This window comes from Vulcanisaeta distributa JCM 11217 (assembly GCF_001316005.1).
Classification (GTDB): Archaea; Thermoproteota; Thermoprotei; order Thermoproteales; family Thermocladiaceae; genus Vulcanisaeta; species Vulcanisaeta distributa_B.
Genome location: NZ_BBBJ01000005.1, coordinates 128,819 through 145,517, shown reverse-complemented (window position 1 = coordinate 145,517; position 16,699 = coordinate 128,819). Strand labels below are relative to the sequence as shown.

General features: G+C 45.3%; 30 protein-coding genes, 1 tRNA gene and 2 pseudogenes. 15 read left to right on the top strand and 18 right to left on the bottom strand.

The features are described from left to right. Window position 1: 1 nt before the first annotated feature. The 11 genes and pseudogenes from JCM11217_RS14745 to JCM11217_RS06760 form a co-directional block, all read right to left on the bottom strand. Window positions 2-160 carry a hypothetical protein gene (locus JCM11217_RS14745; RefSeq protein ID WP_243678621.1) on the bottom strand — a complete coding sequence of 53 codons (159 nt, stop codon included), beginning with the start codon at window positions 158-160 and terminating at the stop codon, window positions 2-4. Continuing rightward, a complete protein-coding gene (locus JCM11217_RS14740) occupies window positions 144-629 on the bottom strand; it encodes an ABC transporter permease subunit (RefSeq protein ID WP_243678620.1) in 486 nt (161 codons plus the stop codon). The genes JCM11217_RS14745 and JCM11217_RS14740 overlap by 17 nt, the downstream gene beginning before the upstream one ends. A 71-nt stretch (window positions 630-700) precedes the next feature. Beyond that, window positions 701-1,117, bottom strand: a complete 417-nt coding sequence (locus JCM11217_RS14735) for a hypothetical protein (protein ID WP_243678619.1) — start codon at window positions 1,115-1,117, stop codon at window positions 701-703. Window positions 1,118-1,228: 111 nt separating this feature from the next. After that, window positions 1,229-1,507: a hypothetical protein gene (locus JCM11217_RS14730; protein ID WP_243678618.1), complete on the bottom strand. Its 279-nt coding sequence runs from the start codon at window positions 1,505-1,507 to the stop codon at window positions 1,229-1,231. Next, window positions 1,504-2,229: a hypothetical protein gene (locus tag JCM11217_RS14725; RefSeq protein ID WP_243678617.1), complete on the bottom strand. Its 726-nt coding sequence runs from the start codon at window positions 2,227-2,229 to the stop codon at window positions 1,504-1,506. Before JCM11217_RS14725 ends, JCM11217_RS14730 begins: the two co-directional genes overlap by 4 nt. 43 nt (window positions 2,230-2,272) lie before the next feature. Continuing rightward, the gene (locus tag JCM11217_RS14720) at window positions 2,273-3,565 is read right to left on the bottom strand and encodes a hypothetical protein (RefSeq protein ID WP_243678616.1); all 1,293 of its coding nucleotides are present in this window, start codon (window positions 3,563-3,565) and stop codon (window positions 2,273-2,275) included. Continuing rightward, window positions 3,565-3,915, bottom strand: coding sequence for a hypothetical protein (locus JCM11217_RS14715; RefSeq protein WP_243678615.1), 351 nt, complete (start codon window positions 3,913-3,915; stop codon window positions 3,565-3,567). The genes JCM11217_RS14720 and JCM11217_RS14715 overlap by 1 nt, the downstream gene beginning before the upstream one ends. Window positions 3,916-3,939: 24 nt before the next feature. Beyond that, complete coding sequence (locus JCM11217_RS14710) at window positions 3,940-4,233, bottom strand: hypothetical protein (RefSeq protein ID WP_243678614.1); 294 nt, start codon at window positions 4,231-4,233, stop codon at window positions 3,940-3,942. Window positions 4,234-4,454: 221 nt separating this feature from the next. Beyond that, complete coding sequence (locus JCM11217_RS06770) at window positions 4,455-4,610, bottom strand: 50S ribosomal protein L39e (RefSeq protein ID WP_054842484.1); 156 nt, start codon at window positions 4,608-4,610, stop codon at window positions 4,455-4,457. Window positions 4,611-4,615: 5 nt separating this feature from the next. Beyond that, window positions 4,616-4,984 carry a DNA-binding protein gene (locus tag JCM11217_RS06765; protein WP_054842452.1) on the bottom strand — a complete coding sequence of 123 codons (369 nt, stop codon included), beginning with the start codon at window positions 4,982-4,984 and terminating at the stop codon, window positions 4,616-4,618. A 64-nt stretch (window positions 4,985-5,048) separates the two neighbouring features. Continuing rightward, window positions 5,049-5,532: pseudogene (locus tag JCM11217_RS06760) on the bottom strand (30S ribosomal protein S19e). A 120-nt stretch (window positions 5,533-5,652) separates the two neighbouring features. On the opposite strand from JCM11217_RS06760, the gene JCM11217_RS06755 reads away from it, so the two are divergent. From JCM11217_RS06755 to JCM11217_RS06715, 11 genes are all read left to right on the top strand, one after another. Then, entirely contained in the window at window positions 5,653-6,528 is an 876-nt protein-coding gene (locus tag JCM11217_RS06755; RefSeq protein ID WP_054842483.1) for a DUF1028 domain-containing protein, read from the top strand. A 44-nt stretch (window positions 6,529-6,572) separates the two neighbouring features. Continuing rightward, window positions 6,573-6,911 carry a transcription factor S gene (locus JCM11217_RS06750; protein ID WP_243678613.1) on the top strand — a complete coding sequence of 113 codons (339 nt, stop codon included), beginning with the start codon at window positions 6,573-6,575 and terminating at the stop codon, window positions 6,909-6,911. A gap of 74 nt (window positions 6,912-6,985) precedes the next feature. Then, window positions 6,986-7,741, top strand: coding sequence for a proliferating cell nuclear antigen (pcna) (pcn, locus tag JCM11217_RS06745; RefSeq protein ID WP_054842451.1), 756 nt, complete (start codon window positions 6,986-6,988; stop codon window positions 7,739-7,741). Window positions 7,742-7,824: 83 nt separating this feature from the next. Beyond that, on the top strand, window positions 7,825-8,100 hold the full coding sequence (locus JCM11217_RS14705; RefSeq protein WP_243678612.1) for a hypothetical protein: 276 nt from the start codon (window positions 7,825-7,827) through the stop codon (window positions 8,098-8,100). After that, a complete protein-coding gene (locus tag JCM11217_RS14700) occupies window positions 8,067-8,696 on the top strand; it encodes a DNA primase small subunit domain-containing protein (protein WP_243678611.1) in 630 nt (209 codons plus the stop codon). Before JCM11217_RS14705 ends, JCM11217_RS14700 begins: the two co-directional genes overlap by 34 nt. A 164-nt stretch (window positions 8,697-8,860) precedes the next feature. Beyond that, window positions 8,861-9,262, top strand: a complete 402-nt coding sequence (locus JCM11217_RS06735; RefSeq protein ID WP_243678610.1) for a hypothetical protein — start codon at window positions 8,861-8,863, stop codon at window positions 9,260-9,262. 163 nt (window positions 9,263-9,425) lie between these two features. Then, complete coding sequence (locus JCM11217_RS06730; protein ID WP_054842481.1) at window positions 9,426-9,710, top strand: 50S ribosomal protein L44e; 285 nt, start codon at window positions 9,426-9,428, stop codon at window positions 9,708-9,710. A 10-nt stretch (window positions 9,711-9,720) separates the two neighbouring features. Beyond that, window positions 9,721-9,927, top strand: a complete 207-nt coding sequence (locus JCM11217_RS06725; protein ID WP_054842480.1) for a 30S ribosomal protein S27e — start codon at window positions 9,721-9,723, stop codon at window positions 9,925-9,927. A 45-nt stretch (window positions 9,928-9,972) separates the two neighbouring features. Continuing rightward, the gene (locus tag JCM11217_RS14695; protein ID WP_243678609.1) at window positions 9,973-10,197 is read left to right on the top strand and encodes a hypothetical protein; all 225 of its coding nucleotides are present in this window, start codon (window positions 9,973-9,975) and stop codon (window positions 10,195-10,197) included. Further along, the gene (locus tag JCM11217_RS06720; protein ID WP_243678653.1) at window positions 10,182-10,826 is read left to right on the top strand and encodes a translation initiation factor 2; all 645 of its coding nucleotides are present in this window, start codon (window positions 10,182-10,184) and stop codon (window positions 10,824-10,826) included. Before JCM11217_RS14695 ends, JCM11217_RS06720 begins: the two co-directional genes overlap by 16 nt. Window positions 10,827-10,840: 14 nt before the next feature. Then, entirely contained in the window at window positions 10,841-11,071 is a 231-nt protein-coding gene (locus tag JCM11217_RS06715) for an RNA-protein complex protein Nop10 (RefSeq protein ID WP_054842449.1), read from the top strand. A 139-nt stretch (window positions 11,072-11,210) separates the two neighbouring features. On the opposite strand, the gene JCM11217_RS14690 is transcribed toward JCM11217_RS06715, so the two are convergent. The 3 genes from JCM11217_RS14690 to JCM11217_RS14685 are packed head-to-tail and all read right to left on the bottom strand — an operon-like array spanning window position 11,211 to window position 13,407. Beyond that, complete coding sequence (locus JCM11217_RS14690) at window positions 11,211-11,381, bottom strand: hypothetical protein (protein ID WP_243678608.1); 171 nt, start codon at window positions 11,379-11,381, stop codon at window positions 11,211-11,213. Then, window positions 11,381-13,123: an STT3 domain-containing protein gene (locus tag JCM11217_RS06710; RefSeq protein WP_243678607.1), complete on the bottom strand. Its 1,743-nt coding sequence runs from the start codon at window positions 13,121-13,123 to the stop codon at window positions 11,381-11,383. The genes JCM11217_RS14690 and JCM11217_RS06710 overlap by 1 nt, the downstream gene beginning before the upstream one ends. Beyond that, on the bottom strand, window positions 13,120-13,407 hold the full coding sequence (locus JCM11217_RS14685; protein WP_243678606.1) for a hypothetical protein: 288 nt from the start codon (window positions 13,405-13,407) through the stop codon (window positions 13,120-13,122). Before JCM11217_RS14685 ends, JCM11217_RS06710 begins: the two co-directional genes overlap by 4 nt. 86 nt (window positions 13,408-13,493) lie before the next feature. Between JCM11217_RS14685 and JCM11217_RS14680 the strand changes: the two genes are divergently transcribed. The 3 genes from JCM11217_RS14680 (at window position 13,494) to JCM11217_RS06700 (ending at window position 14,432) form a co-directional block, all read left to right on the top strand. After that, complete coding sequence (locus tag JCM11217_RS14680; RefSeq protein WP_243678605.1) at window positions 13,494-13,700, top strand: hypothetical protein; 207 nt, start codon at window positions 13,494-13,496, stop codon at window positions 13,698-13,700. After that, on the top strand, window positions 13,670-14,311 hold the full coding sequence (locus JCM11217_RS06705) for an aldose 1-epimerase (RefSeq protein ID WP_243678604.1): 642 nt from the start codon (window positions 13,670-13,672) through the stop codon (window positions 14,309-14,311). Before JCM11217_RS14680 ends, JCM11217_RS06705 begins: the two co-directional genes overlap by 31 nt. Window positions 14,312-14,350: 39 nt before the next feature. Continuing rightward, a tRNA-Arg gene (locus JCM11217_RS06700) sits at window positions 14,351-14,432 on the top strand. Between the two features lie 183 nt (window positions 14,433-14,615). Here JCM11217_RS06700 and JCM11217_RS06695 read toward each other — a convergent pair. The 3 genes from JCM11217_RS06695 to JCM11217_RS06685 are packed head-to-tail and all read right to left on the bottom strand — an operon-like array spanning window position 14,616 to window position 15,991. After that, window positions 14,616-15,095, bottom strand: a complete 480-nt coding sequence (locus tag JCM11217_RS06695; protein ID WP_054842448.1) for a PaREP1 family protein — start codon at window positions 15,093-15,095, stop codon at window positions 14,616-14,618. A gap of 44 nt (window positions 15,096-15,139) precedes the next feature. Then, window positions 15,140-15,511 carry a hypothetical protein gene (locus JCM11217_RS06690; RefSeq protein WP_054842447.1) on the bottom strand — a complete coding sequence of 124 codons (372 nt, stop codon included), beginning with the start codon at window positions 15,509-15,511 and terminating at the stop codon, window positions 15,140-15,142. Between the two features lie 27 nt (window positions 15,512-15,538). Further along, window positions 15,539-15,991 (bottom strand): PaREP1 family protein, encoded by a 453-nt coding sequence (locus JCM11217_RS06685; protein ID WP_054842446.1) that lies wholly within the window; start codon window positions 15,989-15,991, stop codon window positions 15,539-15,541. Between the two features lie 170 nt (window positions 15,992-16,161). On the opposite strand from JCM11217_RS06685, the gene JCM11217_RS14675 reads away from it, so the two are divergent. Beyond that, the gene (locus JCM11217_RS14675; RefSeq protein WP_243678652.1) at window positions 16,162-16,245 is read left to right on the top strand and encodes a TusE/DsrC/DsvC family sulfur relay protein; all 84 of its coding nucleotides are present in this window, start codon (window positions 16,162-16,164) and stop codon (window positions 16,243-16,245) included. A gap of 37 nt (window positions 16,246-16,282) precedes the next feature. On the opposite strand, the pseudogene JCM11217_RS06680 reads toward JCM11217_RS14675, so the two are convergent. Next, window positions 16,283-16,668 (bottom strand): annotated as a pseudogene (locus JCM11217_RS06680) (HEPN domain-containing protein). Window positions 16,669-16,699: the final 31 nt, after the last annotated feature.

The following is a 16,699-nucleotide window of genomic DNA, read 5'->3' as shown; positions in this document are numbered from 1 at the left end:
CTTATTCCCTTAGCCTTGGGTCAAGCATTATATAAACAATTTCCATTATGAATATTATCACGATATAAAGCAGCGTCGAGGCGTAAGTCAACGCAACCACGACAGGTAGATCAGGTGTTGGGGGGGAACCAACAATTGCTATGTTATATACGTAGCCCAACCCCCCACCAATGGAACACCATCTCTGTGACTAGGAAGCCGCCAAATATTATGAATGGTATTGTTATGAATATGCTCGTTAATATTGACGGCGCTGCAGGCCTGAGTATGTACCTATTCACCACATGGCTCTCGGGTAACCCCTTAATTTTTGCGAAGGTCACGAAGTCCTCCTGGGAAATGTTAAGTACGACGGTCCTTGCGAAGTACGCCCAACCACCAATATTGATTATTAACACTGTTATTAAGGGTAATGTGAAGTGCCATAGTAAGTCGAGAACCGCCTGCGGTATTGTGAATACCTTGGCAGGGTCTGTTAGCCATAGCTCATAGTACTTAGGGCTTATTATACCACCTGTTGGGAAGTAGATTGGTGAGTGAATCTGCGCTAAGTAGAATGAGAATACTAGTAGCATGACAATGCCAAGCCACCACTGAGGTATACCATTAGCTAAGGCCGCATAGTACATTACAGCCCTATCAGTCTTTGATCCATACTTAAGGGCTGACCTAAGCCCTATCTCAATCCCTATGAAGGCACTTAATAATATGCCAAATGTATCGAGAAGTATTGTTCCAGGCAGCGCGACAGTATTATATCAACAACCTTACCACCACCAATATTGCCATACTCACTTGGGAAGTATGAATAACCCCCCCAATTAAAGACAATCATATTATACATTATGTAAAGCGTCCTAATTGCAGGCGGTTTATTAAGGCCATAGGCATTCTCCAACTCAGTCATTATCTGAGTCTGTAACTGCTGTATCTGCGTTGAGTTGTAGTGACCATGAAGCATTAAGTGCATTATTATCGACTTCGTCTCCATCATTATCTCATCCTTAAGAATCTTCGACGCAGGACCTGCCAGGGCAAAGGATATTACAAAGAGTACTATGAATAGCAGAACGACGAGTGTCGCAGCCCTAACAGCAAGTGTCCTCGCAAGACCCATCGAACTTGAAGAGAATCCTTGCGTTATTTAAGCCTTACTAACGTTATGTAGGTCAATCTAGAATAAATATAAGAAAATAATTTTTAAGGGATTAAATTTTTACAAAAATAATTATTTCCTCCTTCTAACAGCCAACCAGGCGCCTATTGCAATTATTATTACAACTATAATTACTATTATGGCAATTAATAATGTTGTGCTCACTGTAGGCGGCTTCGTAACCTTAGGTGGCGGTGGTGGAGGCGGTGGAGGCGGCGGTGGAGGTGAGACTGTTAGTGATGTTACGTACTGAACGGGTATCGTGACTACGTTTGTGAATGCGTATAGTAATAGTTCGTAGGTTCCTGGCGTTAGTGTTGCGGTTACGTTGCTCGGTATCGTCACCGTCAACGTACCTGGCGTTGTCGAGGATGCGAAGGTCTCATAGACAATCTGCCAGTGGCTGGGTTAATCAGGTACACATAAGCCTCTGGGTTGCCAACAGCACTCACGCTGACCGTTAATGACGCCGTGGTGTTTGCGGTTATTGTAGTTGGTGATACCGAGGTTATACTAGGTATTAGATTAATGGGTACTGAGGTTACGCCTAACTTAACGAAGACCTGGTTGAACCAATACGTGTAGTTGTATGGGTAGCCACTCCATCTAACCAGTATTGCTGATTGCGGTGTCACAGTGGTTATGCTCTTGAGTATGTATGGCCCATTACTAATCCAGAAGTTGCCATAGGTGTTGTAGAAGTTGAGTGCGTCCTCATAGTCCTGTATGGCGGTTGCGGTTGCGTTTGGACCTAGGAAGTTATAGCCGTTGATTACGGCCCATGAGCCATTATCCCATATGTACCCAGTCTTAATCCAGTTCTGAAGCACACTGGCTAGGTACTGGTTGAACTGTGGTGACCTGAAGTCAGCCTGCGGTATACTTAGCGATTGAGCTTCACCGCTCGTGAATGCGTACTTACCCTGCTGATAGGCGTAAAACTCAAGGGCTAGGACAACCCATGGATTGGCAAATGACGGGAAGCCGGGTGCGTAGTATGCGGCCACGAAGTTGGGGTCTGGGAACCAGTAGTTGCCGTAAATCACCACTGTGCCGTTCGGGAAGAACTGCATGCCAACAATGGTGCTCACGGTTGGCGATATTGCACTACCAACGTCACTCGCAGTTGCCTGGTTGGGGGCCTAAGTCTGGCGCTCCAGTTGTTGTCGTAGCTGCTAGGTCAAACCATGTGTAGTAGTAGAAGATTATGTCTGCCATGCTTATTGGCTGGCCATCCTGCCAGTACTGACCCAGCCAGGTGCCGTTGAAGTATAGGTAGACAATGGACTTAGCGTAGTGTCCAGGCCCAACATCCTGCCACTTCTCAGCGGTCGCATTCCAAATAACGGCATTGGGTGGTACTGGGAATATCGCTGAACCATTCGGGCTAATTATTGCGTTCCAGGCACCCCCCCTAAGTGGCATTGGTTCGCCGGTGAATGGGTTATAGAAGGCGAATGGGTCGCTTGTGAACTCCTGAATGACGTCATATGAGTAAGCGTCTATTGAGATGAACCACCCGAAGTTATTCCATGGGAATTCACTGACGTGGAACATACCGACATTAAGCACGTTGGGGGGGTGAGCCGTTGAGTACGCGAACTTAATGCCTAATGGCCACTCAAGGCCGAAGATGCTGGGCATCCAGTTAGTTAGGTTCTGTATTGGATATGGGAATGTGGCTGCGACGAGCCAAACCCTAACGGCCTGCTGGAAGCAGTCATAGAGGGCGGTCTTTGAGTAACTCTCGAATTGCTGGAGTGATGTGAAGTTGCCTTCAGCAACCCACATGGTTATTGTATCAATTGTCGAGTTGGTGTACTGCCAATAGCCGGGCACGCCCCAGCCTGGCATGTCTCCAGTCCATGAGGCGCAGAAGTAGGCACCGGCGTAGGTGTCCCAGGGCTCTGGGTATATGGTCCAGGCCTCAGTGTATATCTGCCACTCCATCTGTGCTGGGTTAGAACCATAGACTATTGTAAGTGCCTCTGATAAGTCGCCGTATATTGGCTTGACTGTGAAGCCTAGGCTCTCGAGCTCTGACATGAACATCTGGCCAATGGCGTATCTGTATGGGTCATCCTTCCTAATGAAGAATATTATCGTGACAGGCTGCGGCGTAGTGCTATTGGGTGGTATGTAGTACCACTCGTGGTTGATGTATAGTATCCTGCCGACCCACGGATTATACATGCCGTCGAAGTTCGGCGTCGTGTTTATCGCCTGGAAGAGGGCGAAGATTGATTGATTAACGTAGGTTGGGTCGTAGTGTATATTTGCTTGAACAATCATTGGCTGGATTAAAAGCTGGCTGTCTATTGCGAAGGGCCCGGGCCAGTCATACATGGGTGTTGCATAGCCTGAGAAGACCTGGGTTATTATTGCGTGCCTATCAACTAGGTAGTTCATTAGGAATCTAAACTGCCAATAGGCAAATGGTTGAACGTAGTATTGCTTGGGTATGGGTTAAAGAGCAAGTCATAAGCTGAGGTTATTGCTGGGCTAACCATCTGAATGCCAGGTGTCGTACTTAACTGCGATAATACATTGGGCGGTAACGCGAATGGGTTTAAGTAAATGTCTATCTTACCTGATGTGAAGTATTGAACAGCCTCTGTCGGTGTAACTTCATATAGGTTTACCGTTGATGGCATTGTTTGTTGGGCATTAACAGCAAGGCCTAGCACTAAGAGCGCCGTTATTAACGCCGTTGCAGTTAGTACAAGTATTTTGTGGTTCATCCTCCATTGTTTAGGCATATCAAGCTAACCTGAATTAAGCTTTTAAACTTTTCCATGTATATTAATTATTGATTCTGTAAATCCAATTATTAATAATGCAATTACTATTATAAATAATATTGTGAGTATAATTGTTAAGGCATTAATCATCTCAGGTCTATAAATACCGATTATCGTAACCTCCCCCCCATTACCAACCGATGTTAAGTTAAGCCTAGTTATTGTTGTGAAGTTTAATTCCTTTAATTGATAAGGGCCTAAACTAGCCGTATAATAAAGCGTTAATGTTATGTTAGTTTCAGGCACCCACTTAACCACTGTTACGTTAATACTCAAATTACTATCGTTTGTCTCTAAGATAAGAAATATAATCCCCCCCGATGGATTTACCGTGAACGAACCATTAATTGGAGGCCCTTTATAGTAATAATGTATATTAAATGGATTTAATATTATATATGCAGCAAGAATAACGGTAATTATGCCAATTATGTAGGCGGCAATCACAAATTTATTTCTAAGGATTTCACGGAGCATTAAAAACACGCATTTTACCCTTATACCTTTAACTTCGTCCTTCTCCAGAGTCTCCTCGCTGGGTTCGTTAATACCCTCCTATCGGTCTTAGCAGTTACCCAAATTGGTGGTGCCCTATTTGACTTACCCGCCGCCGCAAGCCTTAACTTCTTACCCAATGGCTTATTCCTGGCCATGCCCATCACCTATACCTTATCCTGAACTCCCTATGGGTCTGTTTATAAATTGTTTCCAGTATCTTCTTGAGGTCCTCATCGGTTATGGGAACCCTAATCCTGCCAGACTGGGCCAGGGCAATTAACTGCTGCTCAAGGGCCTCAACGAGTTCTGGCTTAACAACCCTAAGATTATCAAGTCTCTCCCTGGCCTCAGGCGTTAGTATTACCCTGAGCACGGCCCTCCTCTGGGCAGCCAATTCCTGCTTCTTCCTCTCCTCCTCAATCTGCTTCTGAAGCTCCTGGAGCTTCTTCTGCCTAATGGCTTCGAGCTCGTCCTCACTCACCTCCTGGTCACCACCTGTCTCCTCTCCATAATCTTCGTCAATAGACATGGCATAACAAAGATAGTGAGCCTATTTATTAACCTTAAACCCTTATTGAACCCATGGATTTAATTTATTCAGTAGTTGTTTTGGGTGTCAAATACTTGGCAAGCTCAGGTCTTTGCTTAATTAATTCCTTAAATATATTTAGTGCGATCTTGTCAAGTAATGACCGGCCCTGTGGCGTTACAACCCTACCCTCCTTAGTCTTAGTTATGAGACCGGCAGTCTCGAGTTGATGAAGTATATTCCTAATTATTGCACCACCAGCCTTCCTCGTCCTCTCACTCCTGACAGCACTACCGACCTTAGCCCTATAGCTAAATGCCATCCTTAGGCTGCCAAGTCCTACAGGGCCATTTAGGTAAATTTTTTCTTAAAACGGCGGCAGCCCTTATGTACCACCAATCCTCCTGCATTGGAGGCCTATCCTTATTCGGCCCGGTCTTAACGAATACGCCCAGTCTGGCGGCTTTACCTGGGGGTACGTTTTCCTTCAGGTACTTAGCCAATTCCCTAATCAATAGGTCCGCCGGTACATCCTTAACGCTAACCAAGGCTGATCAGGAATACGGGGGGGGTAGTTAGGGTTAATAAGCATTTACTTTATGTGGCCATTTAATTCCCGAGATCTTGAAGGTAAAGGATTTAACTATGGCGCTTTAATAATTGAATTCATGACATTCTCCATAGTGGCCACTGACGAAACCGACGTGGGCGTCGCCGTCGCGTCTAAATTCATAGCCGTGGGCGCAATAGTGCCTCAGGCCAAGGCTGGCATTGGTGCTGTGGCGACGCAGTGTTACGCAAACCCGAGATTAGGTTCGTTAATACTTAAGTTGCTTGAATCAGGCCTTAATGCTAATGATGCATTGATTAAGGCACTTGGCGAAGATTCAGGTAGGGAGGAGAGACAGCTAGGTGTTGTGTCCATACGAGGCGATGCAGCCGCTTACACGGGTTCTAAATGCCCTGAGTATGCAGGGCATATAGTGGGTAGTGGTTATGCCGTTCAGGGTAACATACTCGCTGGTCCCGAGGTTCTTGAGAGGATGGCTAGAGCCTTTGAGGCAAAGCGAGGTGAGTTAGTGGATAAATTACTTGAGGCCTTATCCGCCGGCGACGCGGCCGGCGGAGATAGAAGGGGGGGTAAGCAATCAGCAGCTATTATAGTGCTTAGGCCGGGTGGCGGGTACTTAGGCCTAACCGATACGTATGTTGATCTTAGGGTTGATGATCATCCAGACCCCCCCGTTTCTGAGTTACGTAGGTTATTCAGTATTTGGGAGCTAACGCTGTTGAGTAGAGAGGATCCTAATGATGTGGTTCTAAAGTCTAATGTTGCATTAACCGTGCAGAGGATCCTGAAGGGACTCGGGCTCTATAGTGGTGATGTTAATGGTAATTGGGATGAGGCAACTGAAGAGGCCTTCAGGGCATGGGCCGGCCTTGAGAACTTTGAGAATAAAGTTAGGAATGATGATAAGATTTGGGGGGGATCAGTTTATCGTTATTTAATAAATGAGGCTAGGCGTAGAGGGATTATTGATTAATGATCAGAAGGATTAATAAATAGGTTGTTCTGTGGGTTTGTGCAATGGCCATTAAATTCTGCCCGAGATGTAGAAGCATAATGGTTTTAACAAAGAAGGATGGGAAGACTATTTGGAGATGCCCCAAGTGTGGCTATGAGGAGGAAGCTAACGTTAATGGTGCGAAGCTTGTTGAGAGGACTACACTGGCCAGGAGGGATGATAAGCCAATAGTACTTACCAAGTCTGGCGAGGAGGCGTTACCCAAGGTTAGGAAGACCTGCCCAAGGTGTGGCTATGAAGAGGCGTATTTCTGGGTTCAACAGACCAGGGCAGCTGATGAACCACCAACCAGGTTTTACAAGTGCGTCAGGTGTGGGTACGTCTGGCGTGAGTACGAGTAAAACCATAATTACTGGGTAATACTGTTTCTGCTGAGGATGTAGAGTTTATATTTAAGTGGCGGTTAGGTAATTTGATGTCTGAGGTAAAGATAACATACCCAGATGCGAAGGAGTTCTCGCAAATAATAGATGCAGTATCCGCGTTGATTGAGGAGGCAAGCTTCACATTGGCAGGTGATGGTCTTAAGCTAAGGGCCTTGGACCCATCTAGGACTGCAATGATCGACCTATTAATACCCAGAGAAGCCTTTGAGGAATTCCCTGAGAGCCTTAATGAGGAGGTTAGGATTGGCGTGAACTTTGACGACTTCAAGAAGTTATTGAGGAGGATTAAGAAGGGCGATAAACTGGGCATGGAGGTTAGCGAGGGTAAGCTTAAGGTTAAGCTTGTCGGTAAGGCCTCAAGGACAATGACATTGCCATTAATTGACATTGGCGCTGAGGAATTACCAACACCGAAGGTTGTATATACGGTACTCGCCAAGGTATCCAGTGATGCACTAAATGAGGCGCTTAAGGATGCTGACGTAATCGCCGATGCGGTTAAGTTTGATGCTAAGGATGATGGTTTATACGTGTCTGCAAGCAGTGATAAGGGCGATGTTGAGGTTAAGTTTGAGAAGGAGGGTGAGGTGATGTTTGAGTATGATCTTAAGGAACCTGCAACTGCTAAGTACAGCCTTGATTACTTGGTGGACACAGTATCAAAGGCGTATAGGATTAGCGATATAGTCACTATTGAGTTTGCCACGCAAAAGCCCATTGCGCTCACGTTTGAGATTCCAATGGGTGGTAAGTTAACGTATTACATAGCGCCAATGATTGAGTAATTTCACGCCATAAATAATTAAATAATACATTTTACGCTGTAAAAATGATTTTAATGTGGAAATTAATGATGTAGGTGTTTCATATGCCAGGCTTCATTGATTTAGTTAAGGTGTTATTTAGGAATTACTATAGGGGGGGTGTTGATCTATCTGAAATTAATGATTTAGAAAGAAGGGAGTTTGGTTTTCAATTCTTCGATAAGGAGGGGATGGTTAGGCACATGGCCTTTAAGAGTAGTGATGAATTGAGGCATTACCTAGTGAGTAATGTTCCATCCCACGTATACTACTCATCAGCCTTTACAATGACCCGGCTAACCAGGACATGGACGCCAAGGGTTGGCTGGGTGCCGATTTGATCTTTGACATTGATGGTGACCACCTACCCACGCAGAATTGTCAAGGTGTTGAATTAATGACCCTTGAATGCCTTAACGATGCCACTGAGGAGGTGAATAAGCTCGTTGATTTCCTGATTGAGGATTTCGGATTTTCAGATTCATCAATTAAAATATTTTTTAGTGGACATAGGGGTTATCACGTACATATTGAGTTACCCGATGTGCGAGGCTTGACTGATGAGGAGAGGAGGGAGATAATTGATTACTTACTGTTACGGGGCTTTGATATCGAGCGCTTAATTAGGGGCAATGTCATCCTCATAGATGCTAAGTTAAGAGGCATTGGTGGTAGACTTGCATCATTAATTCACGAGTTAGACCCTGACCTCCTCAACAGCCTCAGTAATAGGAGGAGACCTAGTAAGTACGTAATTCGAAAACTTGATTCCCTAAACTCCGTAATTAGTGAGCGCTTATCTACGCACGTCGATGAGGTGGTTACGATGGACGTGCATAGATTAATTAGAATGCCCAACTCACTTCATGGTAAGACAGGGCTCAGGGTTGTTAGGGTTAGTCCAAGTGATTTGGAGAGGGGGGTGTTGACTTCATAGTTGATAAGGCAATACAGTTTAGGAGGGGTTCATTAACGTTAAGATTAATTAAGAAGTTACCTGTAAGGAGAGTCCTGGGCGAGGACGTCGGCGGTGATGAGGGGGGGAGTATTATTAAAGTGCCAACCTACGTCGTATATACCTAGTAATGAGTGGTTGGGGGGGTGAGCCAGTTGATTAGTGATGTGCTTAGGAGGTTAATGGATTTCACAAAGCTTGAGGTGAGTACTGAAGAGATCCAAAGGCCGCCATTTGAGTCGTATGCCCAATTGGTGCAGGAGTTGAATAGTAAATTATTAACGAGCGGTAATGTACTTGATAAGGAGCTTGTTGAAACAACGATGAATATGGTTAGGGAAACAATAGCAATACTTGTTAGGAAGAGGATTGAGAAGATAATGAGATATTATCAAGCGGGTAAGGAAGTGCCTCAGGATGCATTACTCCCTGAAGAGAGGAGATTTCTGATGCCGTTATTAGAACTCAGGATTGCTGAGGCGCCAAGGAGTGAGGTTCAGGGGCTGGCAATTGTGTCGTTTAAGAAGGGGGTTCCCAGTACTCTATAGTGTTCGCCTAGTAACGATAGGTCCATTCTCGCAATTCGATGTTGCGGCAATACCGAGGAGTGATGCTGAGGAGCTTCTTCGTAGGGGGGGGTTATCGACATTATTCGTTAGGATTAATGGAGGTAAAAATATAAAAGGGGGGGTTTTATCCTGTGGTTACTTCGTGAAGTTTCCCAAGGTTGTGAGGGTTTATTGCCCAAGGTGTAATGCGTATACGGAGCACACAGTGACAATCTACAGCCATGGGAAGAGGAGGAACCTGGCCGAGGGACAGAGGAGGTACTTAAGGAAGCTCAAGGGCTATGGCTCCAGCAGAAAGCCTAAGCAGAAGAGGTTTGCTAAGACTACGAAGAAGATCGTCGTTAAACTTCAATGTAGGCAGTGTGGCTATGTGTTAATGAGGACTGTTGGTAGGTTAAAGAAGCTTGAATTAGCAGAGACCAGGTGAGGTGGTGATAATGCCCACCAACTGGCGTTCAGTCCTTGTTCCAAGGCCGAGGTCGAGGTTCCTGAGGGTTAGGTGCAATAATTGTGGTAATGAGCAGGTGGTCTTTGATAGGCCGGCCATGGTTGTTAGGTGTTTAGTCTGTGGTAACGTGCTCATAGAGCCGACTGGTGGTAAGGGTAGGATTGTCGGGGCAACCGTGGTTGCCGTATACGAGTAAAACAATGAAAAAGTATAAATTGCATTCTGCCTCCTCACATAGTCAATGAGTAAGAAGGAGGAGAAGGTAGACGATATTAAGAAAAACGTGTTATCAGTGAGGATAGCCAGGAAGGAACTACCCGACATCGGTGAGTTAGTCATTGGAACTGTATATAGGATATTGGAGCATGGTGCGTATGTTCTACTTGATGAGTATGGAGCATTGAAGCTTATGCGCCAATTAATGAGATTGTTCAGTCCTGGTTCCACGACATTAAGGATTACCTAAGACTGGGACAGAAGACTGTGTTCAGGGTTATTAGGGTTGATGCGCGTAGGAAGCTTGTTGATGTTTCGCTCAGGAAGGTTAGGGAGGAGGAAAAGAGGGAGAAATTGACGAAGTGGAAGAGGACACTTAGGGGTGTGAGACTTCTTGAGCTTGTCGCTAAGAAGTTGAACATACCACTTGATAAGGCGTTACAGGACTTTGGGTGGAAGCTAGAGGATTACTACGGAGACTTCCTATCAATATTTGAGAATGTGGCTAAGTATGGGCCGGGCGACCTCAAGAAGTTGGGCCTTAACGATGACGTTATTAACGCAATCGTGGAAATAGCTAAGGAGAGGGTTGAGGTGGAGCCTGTGGAGATTTCGGGCATAATTAGGGTGATAAGCATTAAGCCTGATGGCGTTAGGCATGTTAGGGATGTCCTGCTTAAAGCCATGGAATTAGCCAAGAAGGAGGGAGCCGAAAGCGTCCGAGTATACACAATAGGCCCTCCCAGGTACAGAATAGACATTGTTGGTAAAGATCCAAAGAAATTAGAGCAGGTGCTTAAGGATGTGGTTAACCTAGTCACTACGGAGATTAAGAAGAGGGGGGGTGGCGAGGCAAGTTTCACAAGGATAGGCGAGTAGACCAGGCGGTGATTATGGACTCAATACTAAGGAGGTGTAAGAGCTGTGGTAGGTACACCCTAAAGAAGGATAAATGCCCATACTGCGGTGGCGAACTTGAAGTGCCGCATCCGCCCAAGTACTCGCCTGATGATAAGTACGGTAAGTATAGGCTAATCATGAAGATTATGAGCGGTAAAATTAAGCTTAACCCAGACGTGGTGAACGCAATTATTTCGAGGTCATCCCAATCCGATTCTCAATGAATTTAAGTTAATGTTTGATTACGCGCTAATGCCTCAAGAACTTTGTAATTAACCTTATAAATTATCACCCAACCATACGGCCTAGAGACATAGACAAGCTGGGCCCAGGGTGGTGGTTGCAATAGGTAGTACCAAGGCGTTATTGGCCCGTTATAACCTGGTAGGCAATATACGTTAGTTTAAAGGAGGTGGCGTTTACACTGGGCATTATCGTTGGTACACCCTCAAATATCCAGTATGCCGGCATACCTCTTATGGTGCATGTTGACCACACCATGTATGATGAATCAACGACCTCGGAGTTGAACATTAGGTCGTAAAGCGTAACGTTGTATGCCGCGTAAAATGTGGCATTGGCGTATGGTACGTAAATTGCCGATGAACCAACCTGGCAGGGGGGGATATGAAGGTATTCAATATGTAATTATTTGTGTAACCTGCTATCCTAGCCATCCAATAACTCTTGGCGAAGTCACCACCCGCTGGGTACTCAGGTATGAGTACGCATACTGACCCAAGGCCATAATTCGTCAAATTCACTGGGAATACTGTATATGGCTCGAAGATTAATATGTACTGTGGGTCGTGTAACTCATTCAATTTATCTAGGACACCCGTGTAATTATATGGATTAGACATGAAGAAACTGCCTATCAACGCTATTTGTGTACTATTCACAGTTGAATTATCGGCCAAGCTAGTCCTATTCCCTATAACCGCAATCCAATAACCGTAATCCCACCACGAGAGGACAGTCGCATTTGGCGGAGTGTTGTAGGATAGCCATTGAAGTGCGTCTAACCAGTCAGGCGTTGGTATTGGCGGCGTCACAGTACTAACTATTTGCTGGGGCATTATGGACATCGATAGGGCAGGCTGTATATTGACTACCAGGGCAATGGCTAGTACGACACCGAGTAACGCCGCTATGGATAGACCAACGAGGATGCGCCTATTTAACGCGAGCTCCGTGAGCTTCACGAAGCCATATGCCGTGGCAGGCACCCAGAATAGCCCAAGCAACATGAATAGCCAGACCTCAGACGATGCGAAGTAGGCCGCGGCCAGTGATCCAAGGCTAATTAGTATTGCTGGGAGTGACAGTGACATAACCGAGAGTAGTATTGTGTATATTACGAATGGTACTGTTATTGAGATATTATACATACTTTGTTGGAGAGTTGATGGGGAGTGCTCAGCAACACTTTGTACAATGGCACTCCTGGCCAGTGGTAATAATGCACCAAGGAATTTACCACCCACCGAGGTGAAGCTTAGCCCAATTACTACAGCCACAAGCACGACTATGGCTATGAGGAAATACCTGACCACGGGAACCATTATCCTCGGGTACCTTGGGTATAGCTTGATTAGGGCGTAGGCTATTATTGAAAATAGTAATGCTGCGTTTGCCACACCACCCATTCCGGATATTAATGTGTGGAAGCCGTACCTAGGTGTTATGGCTACAAAGGCTGAGAATCCAAGGTCAGTGAGTACGTAGGTTATGACCAACTTATCTATGGTGAATGGTAGGCTTTGTCTCCTGGCGATCCTAATGAGTAGGTAAAGCAGTATTATTATTGTGAATAACCCGTAGAAGTTCCATAGGAATACATAGGAACCCCCCCACACCCAGGTTGTTATTCCATTAAATATTGCCGAGAGTATGGCAAAGAGTATCCAATAATTATCCTTTCTGGTTAAGGACTCAATATAGAAGGCTATGCCTAAGGTGGCTATGAATTGGAATATTGGCTCAGCCGCAAACCAACCGGCTGTACCCCTCTGCAGAAACATCGTGGTGAATACGGACCATAAAGCCGCCAATAGGCCAACGTACTTGCCACCAAGTCTATAGCCGAGGTAAAACATTGCTGGGACGACTGCAGCATTGGCTATTGCGGGAAGCAGGATGACTGATTGTAGTAAATCAAAGCCTAAGTGCGATAATACCTTATACGCAAGTACGCCTAACCAGGAGACACCTGGCGATAGTATTATAGTCCAATTAATACCCCCCCATGGATACCAGAAGTGAGTGAATATCACGCCGTAGCCCTTATGAAGCCACCAAAGGAGCCCCCCCTGATCGTTCCGTACTTAAGCATTTGCTCAGTCATGAAAAGCCTTATGTATGGGTCGAACTCGTTTATATACCAGCCATAGAGTAACACGGGGGGGTATAGCCTTAAGTAATAGGCGAGTAATGTGAAGGAGACCGTGGCCGAGAGTATTGCAATCCACTGAGTAACCCTCACGTCAAGTGGTACAGTAGGCATTGCCTGGGCAATAGTCTCCACCCTAGCCTTGCTGGCGGTCTTCGCCTTACTCATTACGGCTTGATTAAATAATCAATTTAAAAGTATTTTTCACAGGCAGGGTACGAAAAACAAATTAGTACGCGGATGACTCACTGACTGTGGAGTGCGTCGAACTAGGTAATAATGTTTCCCAAGCCGTAATATGCAGGAGAGGCGCATATCTACTCATGTGGTCTGTCTTGGGTAAGGACGTGATACTACCAGGTAATCCTGATAAACCGACGTGGAGCGGTATGGCAATAATGATACCGTTCGCGAATAGAGTGAGGGGGGGGTGGGGGGGGAGTATGAGTTTGAGGGTGTAAAGTATTACCTGCCCAGGAATGAGGAGGGTCACGCGATTCATGGGCTCGTCCTGAATGAGGAGTGGGACGTCATATCCATAGGTGAAGACAATGTAGCACTTAAGCATGTTCTTAATCACCCTGGTTACCCGACTGAATTAACATCAATAATTAAGTACGCACTTAATGATGAGAGTCTTAATGTCGAGATTATTGTACGAAATACGGGGGGGTTAAGAAACGCACCGCTGGTTGTTGGTACCCACCCATACTTCATAGTCAGTGATGATTGGAGGATGAGCATCCAGGGAGATGCGCGGATTTGTGAGTCGATTAACAAAATACCAACTGGTAGATTAATACCATTTAACTTAGATGATGTTGTAAGGAGGGAGTTTGATGATTGCTTCTTAATAAGTGGCGACATAACGTTAGAATCCCAATACTCAATGATAAGGATGGTACGGCGCAACATGCCCTATGTCCAAGTATTCACGGGAGTACCCAACGCAGTCGCCATAGAGCCAATGAGCGGCGCGCCGGACGCGTACCACAATGGTATGGGATTAACCATAATAAAACCAGGTGAGGAAGAGAGATACGGCTTCACGATAAGCGTCTTAAGAATCTAAACGAGAAAAACTAAAAAATCAATAATCTACACCATACTTGGCCCCCGTAGCTCAGCATGGATAGAGCGGCGGCCTTCTAAGCCGTAGGTCGTGGGTTCAAATCCCACCGGGGGGGCCGCCAGGCGTTTACTTCATTCCCATTACTCATTTATCACGCTATAATGAGACTTCTCGTTAATAGAATTAATTTTTAATCGCCAGCACTATATGTACGATAATAGATAATTGAGGTTTCTGGTCTCTGATTAATGATGAAACCCTGCCCAGTATGATAAAGAATCAAGATACTATATTACTATAGGGATTAGGTTTTATTTAGATTCTTCAAAAATTCTCTCAATTTCCCTATTAACTCAAACACAGCCTCCCTATGCACCTCGAATTCCTCCCTATCCATGAAGTTGTGGTAAAAGTTTGCATGTAGTCCTTCAGCCATTCTGAAGTTTGTTAGGATTGATTTATCCTTAGTCTCCTTGTACAGCCTTCCAATTATTACGTCGTAATCCCTGTGGCTGTAGTGATCCCAACCCCTTAATTCAGCAATTGCATTCAGTAAAGCCGCAATAGCGCCCCAGTACTTCTCACCGGCCTGAACCAGATCACCCTTATTGTACAACTCATCGGCAGCCTTAAGATAATCCTCGCTCAACCTTAGGTAAACCTCAACCTTACGCGGTGGGTCAAGTCTCTCCGTCACTATGTCAATTATGAATTCCTCAATATCCCTATCACCAGCTAACTCCCTAAGCAACTCCGCGATCGTCGGCGATAACACTAATGCCACAGGAATAAAATCGCTATGTTTATTTAATCCCTTTCTACATGATTTTACGGGCTCAGAATGAGTTCTCTCACCTCATCTATCATTTCCCTCACTTTATCTAACTCCTTCCTCACGAATTCTTCGTCGCACAGACCATCATAAAAGCAATCAATGTGCAGAAACTTCTCCCTAGCTGCGTACCTATCCCTTAGATAATCAAGGCCAAGCCTGCTCAAAGCGTCCCTTCTCTCCCTATATGTCCTGGCTTCAATACCCTTAGCTCTGAGCAAGGCCTCAATGGCCTTACTAACCGCTAACCACCCCCCCTTCTCGGCCGCATCCCTAAGTAGCATTGGGTCTCTAGACTTGGCGTACTCATTCAATTCAGCGATGGCCATCTCTAGCGCCTTGACGGCATCATTTAATGACTCACTCATACATACCATAAGGTAGTGACAACCAATTTAAGCATTTATGTTTAGGTACGTCTTCAATTTATTAATTAATTTAATGGCATCCTCCCTATGGGCATCAAAGGACGCCTTTCTCAGGAAGCCATGATAGAAATTTGCGTGTAGAGTCTCAACACTTGAGAATAGCCTGGTGTATTCAGGATCATGGGTCACCTCTGTTAGGTAAGATGCTATTTCCCTAAGGTCCCTATGACTGTAATGGGGGGGCATCCCTAATTTCTCACCAACGATATTAAGCAGGGCCGTCACGGCACCCCAGTACTTCTCACTAGCCTGCACCAAATCGCCCTTAGCATAAAGCTCCTCGGCAACTCTAAGGTAATCTCCATGAAGCTTCAAGTACAGTTCAATCCTACGTGAAGGGTCGAGCCTCTCAGCTATTAGGTCAATGATAAACTCCTCAATATCCTTAACACCAGCCAGCGTCTTCAGTAGCTCCGTAATGGTTTACGATAACGTTAACCCCCATATTATTATGAATGCCACGCCTTAGGATTTTAAGCCTCCTTACGATGCACAGCATACGCCCATTAGGTGTTGTAATGCTTTTCACTCACTTATGTACTTACGCAATGCAAACAGTATTCCCAGTGTTACTATTAGTACCATGAATGATGTTATACGAACTATTCCCAGACGGACCAGCCCACGGAGCATGCAAAGTAGCAGGAGCACCAAAACCAACAGGATGCGTATAACGAAAATATAAAAATCCATCATACTTAAAAATACTCTTCATAACTCACCTGCTTCATTAAATAACTTTTTAACCAATGAGAGAACCTTCTCAGCATCATTAAGTGCCCGCTCAGCATCTATCCTAGTGTACAATTCCTCAGGAGGTATTCCACTCTCTTCATCACCATACATTGAGAACTCCCTCTCCTTCCTTAGGCTCCTCGATATTGATGCCAACTCATCGATATATTCCTGAAACCACCCAGGAACTTACTACGTTCCCTTCTGAGTACTGGACCAACATCATGCCACCTCGGCGGCTCCACACCGACAATTCTCAGTGCAGCCTTAAGCAGTAATTCAACGGCCTCCTGGCACTGTCTAACTACGTATGGATAATTACCACCGCTTAATGCTTCTCTTGCATGCTTTATCCTTTCCATAGCCTGGTTGATATAGGACCTTGCCATCTCA